15 protein-coding genes and 1 pseudogene are annotated in these 14568 nt (G+C 61.4%); 12 read left to right on the top strand and 4 right to left on the bottom strand.

The window, feature by feature from the left end; all coding sequences use genetic code 11:
* The first annotated feature begins 70 nt into the window (after positions 1-70).
* Positions 71-799 (top strand): Crp/Fnr family transcriptional regulator, encoded by a 729-nt coding sequence (locus EJ066_RS18200; protein WP_126040280.1) that lies wholly within the window; start codon positions 71-73, stop codon positions 797-799.
* Positions 800-884: 85 nt separating this feature from the next.
* Here the strand turns inward: EJ066_RS18200 and EJ066_RS18195 are convergent, their stop codons facing one another.
* On the bottom strand, positions 885-1301 hold the full coding sequence (locus EJ066_RS18195) for a hemerythrin domain-containing protein (protein ID WP_126043951.1): 417 nt from the start codon (positions 1299-1301) through the stop codon (positions 885-887).
* Positions 1302-1552: 251 nt separating this feature from the next.
* On the opposite strand from EJ066_RS18195, the gene ccoN reads away from it, so the two are divergent.
* From ccoN to EJ066_RS18150, 9 genes are all read left to right on the top strand, one after another.
* Entirely contained in the window at positions 1553-3163 is a 1611-nt protein-coding gene (ccoN, locus tag EJ066_RS18190; protein ID WP_126040278.1) for a cytochrome-c oxidase, cbb3-type subunit I, read from the top strand.
* Between the two features lie 11 nt (positions 3164-3174).
* Positions 3175-3906, top strand: coding sequence for a cytochrome-c oxidase, cbb3-type subunit II (gene ccoO, locus EJ066_RS18185; protein ID WP_126040276.1), 732 nt, complete (start codon positions 3175-3177; stop codon positions 3904-3906).
* Between the two features lie 11 nt (positions 3907-3917).
* Positions 3918-4067: a cbb3-type cytochrome c oxidase subunit 3 gene (locus EJ066_RS18180; RefSeq protein WP_126040274.1), complete on the top strand. Its 150-nt coding sequence runs from the start codon at positions 3918-3920 to the stop codon at positions 4065-4067.
* A 2-nt stretch (positions 4068-4069) separates the two neighbouring features.
* Complete coding sequence (ccoP, locus tag EJ066_RS18175; RefSeq protein WP_126040272.1) at positions 4070-4933, top strand: cytochrome-c oxidase, cbb3-type subunit III; 864 nt, start codon at positions 4070-4072, stop codon at positions 4931-4933.
* Between the two features lie 213 nt (positions 4934-5146).
* Positions 5147-6706 carry a cytochrome c oxidase accessory protein CcoG gene (gene ccoG, locus EJ066_RS18170; RefSeq protein WP_189644301.1) on the top strand — a complete coding sequence of 520 codons (1560 nt, stop codon included), beginning with the start codon at positions 5147-5149 and terminating at the stop codon, positions 6704-6706.
* Entirely contained in the window at positions 6703-7200 is a 498-nt protein-coding gene (locus EJ066_RS18165; RefSeq protein ID WP_126040269.1) for a FixH family protein, read from the top strand. Before ccoG ends, EJ066_RS18165 begins: the two co-directional genes overlap by 4 nt.
* Positions 7197-9479 (top strand): cation-translocating P-type ATPase, encoded by a 2283-nt coding sequence (locus EJ066_RS18160; RefSeq protein ID WP_126040267.1) that lies wholly within the window; start codon positions 7197-7199, stop codon positions 9477-9479. The genes EJ066_RS18165 and EJ066_RS18160 overlap by 4 nt, the downstream gene beginning before the upstream one ends.
* Positions 9476-9628 (top strand): cbb3-type cytochrome oxidase assembly protein CcoS, encoded by a 153-nt coding sequence (gene ccoS, locus EJ066_RS18155; RefSeq protein ID WP_126040265.1) that lies wholly within the window; start codon positions 9476-9478, stop codon positions 9626-9628. The genes EJ066_RS18160 and ccoS overlap by 4 nt, the downstream gene beginning before the upstream one ends.
* A 134-nt stretch (positions 9629-9762) precedes the next feature.
* A complete protein-coding gene (locus EJ066_RS18150) occupies positions 9763-10461 on the top strand; it encodes a CBS domain-containing protein (protein WP_126043950.1) in 699 nt (232 codons plus the stop codon).
* A 52-nt stretch (positions 10462-10513) separates the two neighbouring features.
* Here the strand turns inward: EJ066_RS18150 and EJ066_RS18145 are convergent, their stop codons facing one another.
* Positions 10514-10969, bottom strand: a complete 456-nt coding sequence (locus EJ066_RS18145) for an NUDIX domain-containing protein (protein WP_126040263.1) — start codon at positions 10967-10969, stop codon at positions 10514-10516.
* Positions 10970-11073: 104 nt separating this feature from the next.
* The gene (locus tag EJ066_RS18140; RefSeq protein ID WP_126040261.1) at positions 11074-11886 is read right to left on the bottom strand and encodes a universal stress protein; all 813 of its coding nucleotides are present in this window, start codon (positions 11884-11886) and stop codon (positions 11074-11076) included.
* Between the two features lie 271 nt (positions 11887-12157).
* Here EJ066_RS18140 and EJ066_RS18135 point away from each other — a divergent pair.
* Both EJ066_RS18135 and fixJ read left to right on the top strand, forming a co-directional pair.
* Positions 12158-13644: pseudogene (locus tag EJ066_RS18135) on the top strand (PAS domain S-box protein).
* A complete protein-coding gene (gene fixJ, locus EJ066_RS18130; protein WP_126043949.1) occupies positions 13634-14245 on the top strand; it encodes a response regulator FixJ in 612 nt (203 codons plus the stop codon). The pseudogene EJ066_RS18135 and the gene fixJ overlap by 11 nt, the downstream one beginning before the upstream one ends.
* Here fixJ and EJ066_RS18125 read toward each other — a convergent pair.
* Positions 14242-14514 (bottom strand): hypothetical protein, encoded by a 273-nt coding sequence (locus EJ066_RS18125; protein WP_348629259.1) that lies wholly within the window; start codon positions 14512-14514, stop codon positions 14242-14244. The two genes, fixJ and EJ066_RS18125, sit on opposite strands and share 4 nt — an antisense overlap.
* Positions 14515-14568: the final 54 nt, after the last annotated feature.

The following is a 14568-nucleotide window of genomic DNA, read 5'->3' as shown; positions in this document are numbered from 1 at the left end:
AACTGCCGCAACGATTTTTCAGCAGCCGATGCTATCTTGCCGGCACTTTGGCTCCGTCGGGACAATGATGATGACAGTGCGGCAGGATGTTCATAGCGCCGGCATTCCTGTGCTTTGCCAGTCTTGCGAAGCACGTCATCGCGGCGTCTGCGGTGCGCTCGATCCCGACCAACTGGTCGGACTCTCCAAGACCTCGTCGAGGCACAAGATCGAGCCGGGGATGGAGCTGATAGGCGACGCAGAGGCCGTCGACAGCTATTCGAACGTACTTTCAGGTGTGGTGAAGCTGACAAAGAGCCTTTCGGATGGCCGCCAGCAGATCGTCGGGCTACAGTTCGCGCCGGATTTTCTTGGACGGCCGTTCAAGGTGGAAAGCGCGATCAATGCGGAGGCCGCGACCGCCGTTTCCCTGTGCACGTTTCCGAAAGCGACCATAGACCGGATGATGAAGGAATCACCGGAGCTCGAGCATCGTCTGCTCAAGCAAACGCTGAACGAACTCGACGAAGCGCGCGAGTGGATGGTGACGCTGGGACGCAAGACGGCTTCGGAAAAGGTGGCGAGCTTTCTCCTGATGATCGCCAGGAATATCGACCCCACGGTTGACCCCACCGCCAAGTCGGCGACCTTCGATTTGCCGCTGACACGCGCCGACATTGCCGATTTCCTGGGCCTGACGATCGAGACGGTGAGCCGCCAGATGACCAGGCTGAGAACGGACGGCGTGATCCGGATCGAGAACAACCGGCATGTGACGGTCGACAGCCTGAGCCGGCTGGAGCGACGCTCCGGCGCCTAGGGCATCGGATCCAAAAGTGGGTACCGGATTTGGAAAATCCGATGCTCAAACAAAAAGATAGAGCGCGGTTTGAAAGTCCGCCGCCCTAGACCTGATCGATGATCCCGATCGCCGGCAAGACGTGCTCACGTTCGAACGCGATGTGCCGACGCATGCTTTCGAAAAAACCGCGCAGCATGAAGCCGACGGCTTCGGCATTCCCGACTGTCTCGCCATGGCCGATCGCCAGCAGGATTTCAGTCACCTCGCCGGCAAAGCATTCATCTTCGACATGTTCGGCGCGCAATCGCCTTATCGAGGCAAGGTTGGCATTGCTGCTGCCTGCAGCGGCCTCATAGGCGGGGAAGATGATCGTCTCCTCATACTGATGACTATTGCGCAACAACGGGATGATTGCGTTGGCTGTGCCCAGGCACATCAGGCGGTCGACGTTCGGCAAGGCGTCGGCGATTTCCTCCAGAGCATCACAGAGCTGCAGTTTTTCCCTGTGTGCGCGCTTCATCACCGCGCTTGGGGCCGCCTCTCTGCCGGATCGGCCAGCTTGCACCGAATCCTCGCGGCCTGCCTCGAACAGCGACGACCCCGGCTCTTTCTCGTCCTTGATGGCAACCTCCCATTCGTTCTCGAGATCGACGCTGCCCAATCCAAAACCGTGCAGCTTTGATTTGGATCAAGGCGGCGGCGATCTAGTCGCGGAATTGGTGTCGCTGCGGATTGGCGTCCGCGCATCGGAATCCGAGTCGGGGATATGTCATGAGATTTGGCACGGAAATCGTCGTAATGTGCGTCTTCACCTTCCTGGCGCTCGTGGCGGCCGGCTTTGGTGTGGACGAGCCGTTTCGCCAGCACATGTGGGTGCTTTTCCTCGTGCTGCTTGGCTTCGTCGTCGTCCTTCTGCGCAACACCAGCTTTGCGCCGGCAGCGCCGGTCGATCCTTCCGCCTACATGGATGGGCCAGTCCGCTACGGCGCCATCGCCACCATGTTCTGGGGTGTTGTCGGCATGCTTGTCGGCGTGGTCATCGCGCTGCAGCTTGCCTACCCGGATCTCAACATCGAGCCCTGGTTCAACCTCGGCCGCCTGCGGCCATTGCATACGTCTGGCGTCGTTTTTGCCTTCGGCGGCAATGCGCTCATCTGCACGTCCATGTACGTCGTGCAGCGCACCAGCCGCGCCCGGCTGTTCGGCGGCAATCTCGCCTGGTTCGTGTTCTGGGGCTATCAGCTATTCATCGTCATGGCTGCGACCGGCTACCTGCTCGGCATCACCGAGAGCCGCGAATACGCCGAGCCCGAATGGTATGTGGACCTGTGGCTGACCATCGTCTGGGTCGCCTATCTCGCCCTGTTCCTCGGCACCATCCTGAAGCGCAAGGAACCGCATATCTACGTCGCCAACTGGTTCTATCTGTCCTTCATCGTCACCATCGCGATGCTGCATGTCGTCAACAACCTGTCGATGCCCGTCTCGCTCCTGGGCTCGAAGAGCTACTCCGCTTTCTCCGGCGTACAGGACGCGTTGACGCAATGGTGGTACGGCCACAATGCGGTCGGCTTCTTCCTCACAGCTGGCTTCCTCGGCATGATGTATTACTTCGTGCCCAAGCAGGCGAACCGGCCGGTCTATTCCTACCGCCTCTCCATCATCCATTTCTGGGCGCTGATCTTCCTCTACATCTGGGCAGGTCCGCACCACCTCCATTACACCGCCCTGCCCGACTGGGCGCAGACTCTCGGCATGGTGTTTTCGATCATGCTTTGGATGCCCTCGTGGGGCGGCATGATCAACGGCCTGATGACGCTGTCCGGCGCTTGGGACAAGCTGCGCACCGATCCGATCATTCGCATGATGGTGATGGCAGTCGCCTTCTACGGCATGTCGACCTTCGAAGGTCCGATGATGTCGATCAAGGCGGTCAATTCGCTGTCGCACTACACGGACTGGACCATCGGGCATGTCCATTCCGGCGCGCTCGGCTGGGTAGGCATGATCTCATTCGGCGCGATCTATTACATGGTGCCGAAGCTCTGGAACCGTGATCGCCTCTATTCGCTGCGGCTCGTCACCTGGCACTTCTGGCTGGCGACCCTCGGGATCGTCGTCTACGCCGCGGTGATGTGGGTTTCCGGTATCATGCAGGGCCTGATGTGGCGCGAGTACGACGAGCAGGGCTTCCTGGTCTACTCGTTCGCCGAGACTGTGGCCGCCATGCATCCCTACTACGTCATGCGCGCGGTGGGTGGCGCGATGTATCTCGCCGGCGCCGTGATCATGGCCTGGAACATCACCATGACGATCCTCGGCTACCAGCGCGAGGAGGAACCGATAGCGGGCTCCGCCCCCGCCCTTCAGCCTGCACAATAAGGAGCCAGAGAATGGGCTTGATGGACAAACACGCGATCATCGAGAAGAACGCCACGCTTCTTCTCGTTGGTTCCCTCCTGGTGGTGACGGTCGGCGGCATCGTCGAAATCGCACCGCTCTTCTATCTCGACAACACGATCGAGAAAGTCGAAGGCATGCGGCCCTATTCGCCGCTCGAACTCGCTGGACGCAACATCTATGTGCGTGAGGGCTGCTATCTCTGCCACAGCCAGATGATCAGGCCGTTCCGCGACGAGGTCGAGCGCTATGGTCACTACAGCCTGGCGGCCGAGTCGATGTACGATCACCCGTTCCAGTGGGGATCGAAGCGCACGGGGCCGGACCTCGCCAGGGTCGGTGATCGCTACTCGAATGAGTGGCACGTTCAGCACCTTGCCGAGCCGCGCTCGGTGGTGCCGGAATCGATCATGCCGAGCTATGCCTTCCTGAAGGATACGGCGATCGACGTGAAGGACTTCTCGACGCACCTTATCGCAAACCGGCGCGTCGGCGTCCCCTACTCCGATGACATGATCGCTCACGCCGGAGATGATCTGACGGCGCAGGCCAATCCCAATGCCGACACATCCGACCTGGAGGGCCGCTACCCGAAGGCCAAGCTCGGCGACTTCGACGGCAACCTGCAACAGGTCACCGAGATGGACGCCCTGGTCGCTTACCTGCAGATGCTCGGCACGCTGGTCGATTTCAAGACCTACGACGAAGCCGCCGGCTACCGCTGAGGAGAAAGACGATGGATTACAATTTGATGCGGGAGTTCGCCGACAGTTGGGGCCTGCTTGCCATGGCACTTTTCTTCGTCGGCACGGTCGCCTTCGCGTTCCGCCCCGGGAGCCGCAAGCAGGCCGATGAAGCCGCCCGGATCCCTCTCAAGGACGACTGATCATGAGCAACGAGCATATCGACGAAGTGTCGGGCGTCGCCACCACCGGCCACGAGTGGGACGGCATCAAGGAACTCAACAACCCACTTCCGCGCTGGTGGGTCATAACGTTCTACATCACCATTGTGTGGGCGATCGCCTACACCATCGCCTATCCGGCATGGCCGATGCTGACCTCGGCGACCAAGGGCGTGCTCGGCTATTCGAGCCGCAACGACGTCAAGATCGAGCTTGCCGCTGCCGAACTCGCCAAGGCCAAATATGCCGCGGCGGTACAATCGAAAACCGTCTCGGAGATTGCCGGCGACGATGCGTTGCGCGAATTCGCTGTTGCCGCCGGCAGCGCTGCGTACAAGGTCAATTGCGTGCAGTGCCACGCCTCCGGAGCCCAGGGGTCCAAGGGCTTTCCCAACCTCAATGACGACGACTGGCTGTGGGGCGGCACGGTCGAGCAGATCCAGCAAACGATCACGCACGGCATCCGCTTCGCGTCCGCTGCGGAGACACGCCTGTCGGAAATGCCGGCTTTTGGCGAAATTATCACCGGCGACCAGATCGCACAGGTCAGCGCCTATGTCGCCAGCCTGTCCGGCCCGGTTCAAAATGCAAGTCTGGTTGAGCCCGGCGCCCAGGTTTTCGCGGAAAACTGCGTGGCCTGCCATGGCGATAATGCAAAAGGCAACAAGGAGCTCGGTGCGCCCGATCTGACCAATGCGATCTGGCTCTACGGATCCGGCGAAGCAGCCATCGCCGCGCAGGTCCGCGCTCCCAAACACGGCGTGATGCCGGCCTGGGCGGACCGCCTCGGCGAGACCAAGGTCAAGGAGCTCACGGTCTACATTCATTCGCTAGGTGGTGGAGAATAGAAAAAGGGGGGCCTATTCTCGGCCCTTCACCACCAAGGCGACGAGGCCCGGCTTGCCCGGGCCTCGACTGCGTTCCGGCGTCCAGCAATTGACTTGCATCAACGCGCGGTAGCCTGCCCTGCGGCAAGGATTGTCCAACGCAGCATTTCGCGCACCGGCCAGGATTCGACTGCGCGCGCCCCGAATTCGTAAGCTGCGCGACTGGAGATGCTCGTGCTGGATAACACGCAGGTAGAACGGCTCGAAGCCGAGGCGGTCAACTCCGCAAAGGTCCGCCAGCCGCTGTATGCACCGCGCAAGAAGATCTTCCCCAAGCGGGCTTCGGGCAGTTTTCGCCGCTTCAAGTGGCTGGTGATGGCGATCACGCTGGGCATCTATTATCTGACGCCCTGGCTGCGCTGGGATCGAGGTCCGTTTGCTCCCGATCAGGCCGTGCTGATCGATCTTGCCAACCGCCGCTTCTATTTCTTCTTCATCGAGATTTGGCCGCAGGAATTCTACTATGTGGCCGGCCTTCTGGTCATGGCCGGCATCGGCCTTTTCCTGATCACATCCACGGTTGGCAGAGCTTGGTGCGGCTATACCTGCCCGCAAACCGTATGGGTCGATCTGTTTCTGGTTGTGGAGCGCGCGATCGAGGGGGATCGTAACGCCCGCATGAAGCTCGACGCCGGACCGTGGACCGCGCGCAAGCTTGCGCTGCGTGTATCGAAACACACCATCTGGCTGATCATAGCGGTAGCGACCGGTGGCGCCTGGATCTTCTATTTCGCCGATGCGCCAACGCTGATTGGCGAGGTCTTCACCGGCACCGCCGCGCCCGTGGCCTACTTCACCATCGCCGTGCTGACGGCGACCACCTACACATTCGGCGGACTGATGCGCGAGCAGGTCTGCACCTACATGTGCCCATGGCCGCGCATCCAGGCGGCCATGCTCGACGAAAATTCGCTTACTGTGACCTACAACGACTGGCGCGGCGAACCTCGGTCGCGTCACGCCAAGAAGGTCCAGGCCGCGGGGCAGTTGGTCGGAGACTGCGTCGATTGCAATGCCTGTGTCGCCGTCTGCCCGATGGGGATCGACATTCGCGACGGCCAGCAGCTCGAATGCATCACTTGCGCGCTCTGTATCGATGCCTGCGACGGCGTCATGGACAAACTCGGCAAGGAGCGCGGCCTGATCTCCTACGCAACGCTGTCCGATTACAATGCCAACATGGCGGTGGCGACCGCAGGCGGCTCTTGCTCGGTGAACCCGTCGCTCGTCCGGACCGATGGCGGCGCTTTCTCCGACAAACTAGCCCATTTCCATATCCGCAAGATATTTCGGCTGCGCACCTTCATCTACATGGGCGCATGGTCGGCGGTCGGCCTTGCGCTGCTCTATTCGCTGCTGACCCGCGACCGGCTCGAGGTCAACGTTCTGCACGACCGCAATCCGCAATTCGTTACGCTGTCAGACGGTTCGATCCGCAACGGCTATACCGTCAAGCTGCTCAACATGATCCCCGAGCCAAGGACGATCGTCGTCACGATGCAGGGCCTGCATGGAGCCGAAATGAGCGTCGTTGGTGTCGACCTTCCCGCAGACCGGTCCTTCGCCGTCGCGGTCGAACCCGACCGGCTGAAGACGCTGAAGGTTTTCGTGCGCCAGCCGGCGGACCAGGCCGGAAGCGCAACGCAAACGTTCAAATTCCGCGTCGAGGACAAGGCGAGTTTCGAAACGGACGAATACACAGCCACTTTCAACGCGCCGGAGACCGCCAGATGAGCGCCAACACGCAAAAATCCCGCGAATTCACCGGCAGGCACATGTTGGTCACCATTCTCGCTTTTTTCGGCGTGATCATCGCGGTCAATCTGACGATGGCGACACTCGCCAGCACGAGCTGGACCGGCCTGGTCGTCGAGAACACCTATGTGGCCAGCCAGCAATTCAACCGAAAGGCCGAGGAAGGGCGCGCGCAGGCGGCGCTCGGCTGGACCGGCAAATTGACGATCGCTTCGGGCGAGGTCCGCTACAGCTTGAGCGATGCCACCGGCAAGCCGGTTCCCTTGCATGGCGTGAAGATACTGTTTCGTCATCCCGCCTACGAGGCCGGGGACAGGGCCGTCACTCTCGCCCTCGCCTCGGACCAGGAATTTGCCGCGCAGCACTTGCCAAGGGATGGCGTCTGGATCGTCGAAGTCGACGCCGATGCCGGTCTGACGGAGCCCTATCGCGACGTTCGCCGGATCATGATTTCGCAAGGAGCGCTGCAATGAGCTGCTGTGCGCCGGGCGCTGAAATAGCGCTGGATCTGAACGGGATTACATCCGCCCTGCCGTCGAGCCAGGAGATCAGGCTGGCAAGCCGCTCGCTTGGCGGCGACCTTCGCCAGACCGATCTGTCAGTACCGACGGTTCACTGCGCAGCTTGCATCCAGACGATCGAGACGGCTCTCGGAAAGCTCGATCGCGTCGAGGGCGCTCGTGTCAACCTGTCGACGAAACGGGTATCGATCCGGTGGCGTGGAGATGAGGTTCCGCCATTCGTCGCCGCACTTGGACGGATGGGCTACCCGGCGCATCTGTTCGACCCCGAGATTGGCGAGAAGGATAAAACGCTTTCGGAGCTGATCCGGGCCGTGGCGGTCGCCGGCTTTGCGGCGGGCAACATCATGCTGCTTTCGGTCTCGGTCTGGTCCGGCGCCGAAGGCGCGACCCGAGACCTGTTCCATTGGGTCTCGGCGCTGATCGCCATCCCGGCGCTCGCCTTCGCCGGTGGCATCTATTTCCGCTCGGCTTGGAATGCGTTGCGTCACGGCCGCATGAACATGGACGTGCCGATTGCGGTTGGAGTCTCGCTTGCCTACGCGATGAGCCTCTACGAGACCATCAACCATGGCGACCACGCTTATTTCGACGCGTCGGTATCGCTGCTGTTCTTCCTGTTGATCGGCCGCACACTGGATCACGTGATGCGGGAGCGTGCGCGGACCGCGGTCAACGGCCTGTCACGGCTGGCAGCGCGTGGCGCCATGGTGCTGCGCGGCGACGGTTCGCGCGATTATCTGCCGGTTGACGAGATCGAACCAGGCATGCATCTGCTGATCGCGGCCGGCGAAAGGATTCCCGTCGACGGCAAGGTCATTCAAGGCACTTCGGACCTCGACTGTTCCCTGGTCTCCGGTGAGAGCACACCCAGAACCGTGACGTCGGGGGAAGCCGCGCAGGCCGGCACGCTCAATATCACCGGCCCGCTGACCATCGAGGCCACAGCCGCCGCGAAGGATTCCTTCCTGGCCGAAATGGTTCGGCTCATGGAAGCCGCCGAGGGCGGTCGCGCGCATTATCGCCGTATCGCCGACCGCGTTTCAGCGCTCTATGCTCCGGTCGTCCATCTGACCGCCTTCGTGACGTTCCTTGGCTGGATGGCGGCCACCGGCGACTGGCACCGGGCAATGACGATCGCCATCGCCGTTCTCATCATAACATGCCCATGTGCGCTCGGCCTCGCCGTGCCGATCGTGCAGGTGGTCGCGGCGCGGCGTCTGTTCGAAAGCGGCGTCATGGTCAAGGACGGTTCGGCCATGGAGCGCCTGGCGGCAATCGATACGGCGGTGTTCGACAAGACGGGAACGCTTACGCTCGGACAGCCCCGGCTCGTCAACGCGACGTCCATCGATCCGGCCATGCTGGCAATCGCGGCTGCGATGGCCGCGCATTCCCGCCACCCGTTTTCAAGGGCCATAGCCGGCACTGCGGGCTTTGCCGGTCAGCCGAACCTCGAATCCGTCAGCGAGCACCCCGGCTTTGGGGTCGAAGCCACCGCCGCGGGCAGCACCTGGCGGCTTGGCCGGCGCGGCTGGGCCGGGTGGAAGGCTCGAACCGGTGGCGAAAGCGGGCATGGCGGAACAGTCCTGGCGAAAGACGGGATCATTGTCGCGTCCTTCGTTTTCGAGGATGCGCTGCGTGCCGATGCCGGGGCCGCCCTAGCGCAGTTGAACGAAGCTCAAGTGTCGGTGGAAATGCTGTCGGGCGACACTGCGGCCGCCTGTGGCGAAGTCGCCGGAATGTTGGGTATCGACCGCTTTGTTCCAGCGCTGCTTCCCTCCGGCAAGGTCGAACGCATCGAAGCGCTGGCGCGAGCCGGCCACAAGGTTCTGATGGTTGGCGACGGGCTCAACGATACGCCCGCGCTGGGCGCAGCACATGTCTCGATCGCTCCAGCCACCGCCGCCGACATTGGCCGCAACGCCGCGGATTTCGTGTTCCTACGCGTAAGTCTCCTGGCAATACCCCTTGCCGTGGACGTCTCGCGCAAGGCCGGAGGGCTGATCCGCCAGAACATCGCCATCGCGATCGTCTACAACGCTGTTGCCGTGCCGATCGCCATTCTGGGGCATGTCACGCCGTTGATCGCCGCGATCGCGATGTCCGCCTCGTCGCTGCTGGTCATCGGAAATGCGCTGCGCCTGCAAGGCTTTGCGCCAAGCGCACCGGAAAGGATTGCGCCGCAGGACAGATATTCCAACGTCAGCTCATTGGCACAATCCTCATGACGACGCTCGTCTATCTCATACCGGTGGCTCTGTTTCTCGGCGCGCTTGGGCTGTTTGGCTTCCTGTGGGCCTTGAGGAGTGGTCAATACGAGGATCTCGACGGAGCCGCCGAGCGGATCCTCATCGATCCGGATGACAGGCCGAGCTAAGGAGCGAGGCTATCCTGCGAGAACGGCTTACGCTCGTCTGGTTGTGTCGTCGGCCGATCCCTGAAATGACTCAGATCAAGGCACGTAGCGCACAAGACCTCGATAAACAGGGAAAGGCATCTGTGGAGGTTGGCGTGCAAGCCGAAGCCATAATGACAACACCGGTTATCGGGATCAAACCGTCGGCGTCGGTCGCCGATGCGGCAGCGCTGATGCTCTCGAAAAAGATCAGCGGCCTTCCCGTCATTCGCGATGACGGCGCGCTGGTGGGGATTGTCAGCGAAGGCGATTTCCTGCGCCGGGGAGAACTCGACACGCAAGCCAAGCGCTCGCGCTGGCTGGAGTTTTTCGTCAGTCCGGGAAGAGCTGCCGATGAGTATGTCCACGCCAATGGGCGGCGAGTCGATGAGGTGATGTCAGACGACGTCGTCACCGCATCCCCCAGCGCGTCGCTCGGAGAGATCGTCGAGCTGATGACGCGCCATCACGTCAAACGCGTCCCGGTCGTCGACGGCGGGAAAGTTGTCGGCATTATTGCCCGCTCCGATCTTCTCCGTGCCTTGCTTCGCGCCCAACCGAGCACGGCCTCGACGGCCATGGGCGACGAACAGATCCGCCAGAACATCATTGCCGAACTGGCGGCTCACAAATGGGCCAGTACCGAGATGATCAGCGTCACTGTGGACAAAGGTGTCGTGGAGCTGAGCGGCGCCATCTTCGACGAACGCGAGCGCCATGCAGCCATTGTCGCGGCCGAAAACGTCGCCGGCGTCAAAGCCGTGAAAGACAATCTCTTCTGTGCCGGGCCGGTGTCCGTCATTTTGGTTTCTTAGGCATTGCGATCAAGCACGACCAAGCTGACGGGAGGAGTCGGCCTTGGGGCTTCTAGACGGACACCACAAGCCGGTCGAGAAAGGGCCGCTGGCCGACAAGCATCTTTTCCCGAGCCACATCGAGGCCGTACCACTCTGCGCGATCGATCTCCGGAAAGAACCGCATGCGGCCGCTGCGCGGCGGCCATTCCATCTCGAACATATTGCTTCGCAAAGTGCCGGTGTCGAAATCGTCTTCGACGCCGAAGGCCGTAATGAGCTTGCCTCCGCGCTGGCGCAGCTCTCCCAGGGGGAGCAGCGCTCCCTCGAGCTTCCAGCCGGTTTCCTCCACAAATTCGCGACGCGCCGCGGCTTCAGGCTGTTCGTCGTCGCCATACTCGCCCTTGGCAATGGACCAGGCCCCGAGATCGCGGTTTTGCCAGAACGGGCCGCCCGGGTGGACAAGCAAAACCTGCAACCCGTTCGTTGACTTGCGGTAAGGCAGGATGCCCGCACTTTTCTTCGCCATCGCCTCACGCCTCCGTCATGCAGCATATCATCGGAGGCAGGCTGAACGGGACATGTTCCGTCTGTCGATGCCCCGCCCTCTGTCGAGCGACCGGCTACACCCCATCAAAACGACATGAAGCGATTGATGCCGCTCTGTGCGATCAGCGTACGGGTTACGCCGCCGAACGCCCATTCCCGCAGACGGCTATGACCATAGGCACCGGAGACGATCAGGTCCGCCTGAATCGAGCGCGCGAGTGTCAACAGCCGGTCGCCATCGGCCTCGCCGGCAATCATTTCGGTTCGCGCCTTGATGCCGTGGCGTTCAAGAAAGACCGCGACATCGGCGAGGCTATCACGAATGCTTCCGTCGCGGTCGGTATCTATCGTGGCGACGACGACCTCGTTGGCCCTGGTCAGAAAAGGCAGTGCATCCGCCATCGCCCGTCGCGCCTCCCTGGTGTCTTTCCAGGCAACAAGCACGGTTCTTGCCGGAACGTGTTCGATGTTGTTCGCCGCGACCAAGACCGGCCGGCCGGCGCCGAGAGCAAGGCTGCCGATATCCACAGCGCGATAGACATTTTCTCCATCCCCGCTGCCGGTAACGATGAGGTCGGCTGCCCGGGCGGAAACGCTGAGGAGGCGGGTCGGGCTGCAGACGGCCTGCCTCCATTCGCTCGTGATCGAAGCCGGAACCAGCCTCTCGAATTCAGCACGCAGTTCGGCAAGCCGCTTTTCGATCTCGGTTCGCTGGATCTGCATGATCTCGCCTTCATAGACCATGCCGTCGCCGGTCGCGACCAGCGGTGGGACATCCGCTGCCGCCAGGCCCATAAGATGGGCTCCAAACCGTTCCGCAAGCTCGACCCCGACCTTCACCATGGCCGCGGGAGGTGCATCCACGGCGAGGTTCACGATGATCGACTTGTAGGACATTGCGGACACCTTTCGATGGAGCGGTTGAATGCAATGATGAAATGCATCGGCTGGCGCTCGGCGCCTTGATGCGTGTCAAAAAACTACCTGCTTACTCAATTGCGACTCCCTGCCTTGATCGGTTTTGCATTGCGGGAAGAGAGATCAGTGATAATTAGACGCGGGTTCCCCGATCAAAGGATTTCATTTGGACAACAAACGAACACCTGACTTGTCGACCGGCGTTCGCGACGAAGAGCGGGCCGCGGCCGAGCGCGACCGGCTGGCCCTGATGTTCGAGCGGGCCCCGGGTTTCATGACGCTGTTGCGTGAGCCGGGTCACGTCTTCGAGTTGACCAATGCTGCCTATCAGCGGCTGATCGGCCACCGGCAAGTAGTTGGAAAGTCGGTGCGCGAGGCCCTGCCCGAGCTTGAAGGCCAAGGCTTTTATGAGTTGCTCGACCAGGTGTACGAAACCGGCGAGCCCTACAGGGGTCAGGGTATCAAGATCGCCCTCCGCAACACGGACGAGGGACCGACCGAAGAGCGCATCCTCGATTTCGTCTATCAGCCCATCAAGGCCGACGATGGCCGCGTCACGGCTATTTTCGTCGAAGGCACTGATGTCAGCGAGCTTTCCTTTGCAAATGCTGCCCTTCAATTGCGCGAAGATCATCTGCGCTCGATCCTGGCGACGGTGCCCGATGCAATGGTCGTCATCGACGAACAAGGTTGCATTCAATCCTTCAGCACGGCTGCCGAAACGCTGTTCGGTTACCAGTCGGGCGAAGTCATCGGCCGCAATGTCAAAATGCTCATGCCGCCCCCTATCGCGACGAGCATGACGCCTATCTGCACCGCTATCTGACGACCGGGGAGCGCCGGATCATCGGGCTCGGCCGCACGGTCACCGGAATGCGTAAGGATGGCTCGACCTTTCCTATGGAGCTTTCCGTCGGCGAGATGCATCCTGGCACCGGCCGCTTCTTTACCGGCTTCTGCCGCGACTTGACCGAACGCCACAGGGCGGAAGCCAGAATACAGGAGCAGCAGTTGGAGCTTCTCCACATGGCGCGGTTTACCGCGCTCGGCGAAATGGCTTCGACATTGGCGCATGAGATCAACCAGCCGCTCACGGCCATTACGAATTACCTCAAAGGCAGCCGACGGCTTCTCGAAAAAAGCACGGATGATAATGCACCGATGCTGCGCGAGGCCGTTGAAAAGGCGGCCGACCAAGCCTTGCGGGCCGGAGACGTCATTCGCCACCTTCGGGACTTCGTCGCAAGAGGCGAGAGCGAGCGTCAGGTCGAACGCCTGCCGTCAGTGATCGAAGAGGCCGCGTCCCTGGCCCTGGTCGGGGCAAGAGAAATAGATGTGCGCGTCAGCTACAGGCTTGATCCCGCCGCCGAACTGGTCTTGACCGACCGCATCCAGATTCAGCAGGTTCTGCTCAACCTGATGCGCAACGCCGTGGAAGCCATGCACGAAGCGCCTCGCCGCGAGCTGCACGTCACGACTGTTGCCAGGGATGATGGCATGGCGGAGGTGAGTGTGATCGACACCGGCACCGGCCTCGCGCCTGAAGTCTCGGCCCAGCTGTTTCAACCATTTGTCACAACAAAGAAGCAGGGTATGGGTGTAGGCCTTTCCATTTGCCGTACTATCATCGAATCGCATGGCGGCCATATCTGGGCCGAAGCAATGCCGACAGGAGGAACCGCTTTCCGATTCACCTTGCGCATCGTTGAAAAAGAAGAGGTCGCCGATGGCCGATAATCTTGTGCACGTGGTCGACGACGACGTGGACGTTCGCAAGTCGCTTGGTTTTCTCCTGGCGACGGCTGATTTCGCTGTGCGCCTGTACGAATCGGCGACAGCTTTTCTGGCTACGGCGACAGGCAATCTCGATGGGTGCATCGTGACCGATGTGCGTATGCCCGGCATCGACGGCATCGAGTTCCTGCGGCAGCTCAGAACCCGTGGACATACGCTTCCGGTCATTGTCATGACGGGTCACGCCGATGTCGCGCTCGCCGTTCAGGCGATGAAGGAGGGTGCTGCCGATTTCATCGAAAAGCCGTTTGACGACGAGTTGCTGATCGATGCGATTCGCTCCGCATTGGACAACCGCAACCCGGTGCATGCGGTTCACCCTCAATCCGCGGAGATCAACGGCCGTCTGTCGACGCTGTCGGAGCGGGAGCGACAGGTGCTGGATGGCCTTGTGTCAGGCTTGGCTAACAAGACGATCGCCTATGACCTGGGCATCAGCCCGCGCACTGTCGAGATCCACCGCGCCAATGTGATGAGCAAAATGGGCGCGAGCAGCCTGTCGCATCTCGTGCGCATGGCATTGGTCGTGGAATCCAAATATTAGGGAAATTCGCCGAGGGACTTGTCGGCGTTTGCCGGCACCTTCTCCGACGTCCAGTCGCGCCAGTGGGTCGGGTGGATGTCTACCCGCGCGCCGGTCGCGGCGTTCTTCCAACCCTCCCGTCCCCTTATGCAGGGAAATACAAGCGCGTGTTCGCCGTCTTCATTGAGGACGGCGAGTTCGAGATCCCGATCGAACGGAGCGCTTAGAATTGGTTTCCACATTGTCGCATAATGCGTAGAGGCGGCAGGTCCCGCCTTGATTTGAATCATTTCCGAAATTGCTTAGCCGAGATCGACCTGCAGCTATGCGTGTCGCCGCCTGGG

The sequence above is a fragment of the Mesorhizobium sp. M9A.F.Ca.ET.002.03.1.2 genome (genome assembly GCF_003952365.1).
Taxonomy (GTDB): Bacteria; Pseudomonadota; Alphaproteobacteria; order Rhizobiales; family Rhizobiaceae; genus Mesorhizobium.
This window is presented reverse-complemented; position numbering and strand designations above follow the sequence as displayed.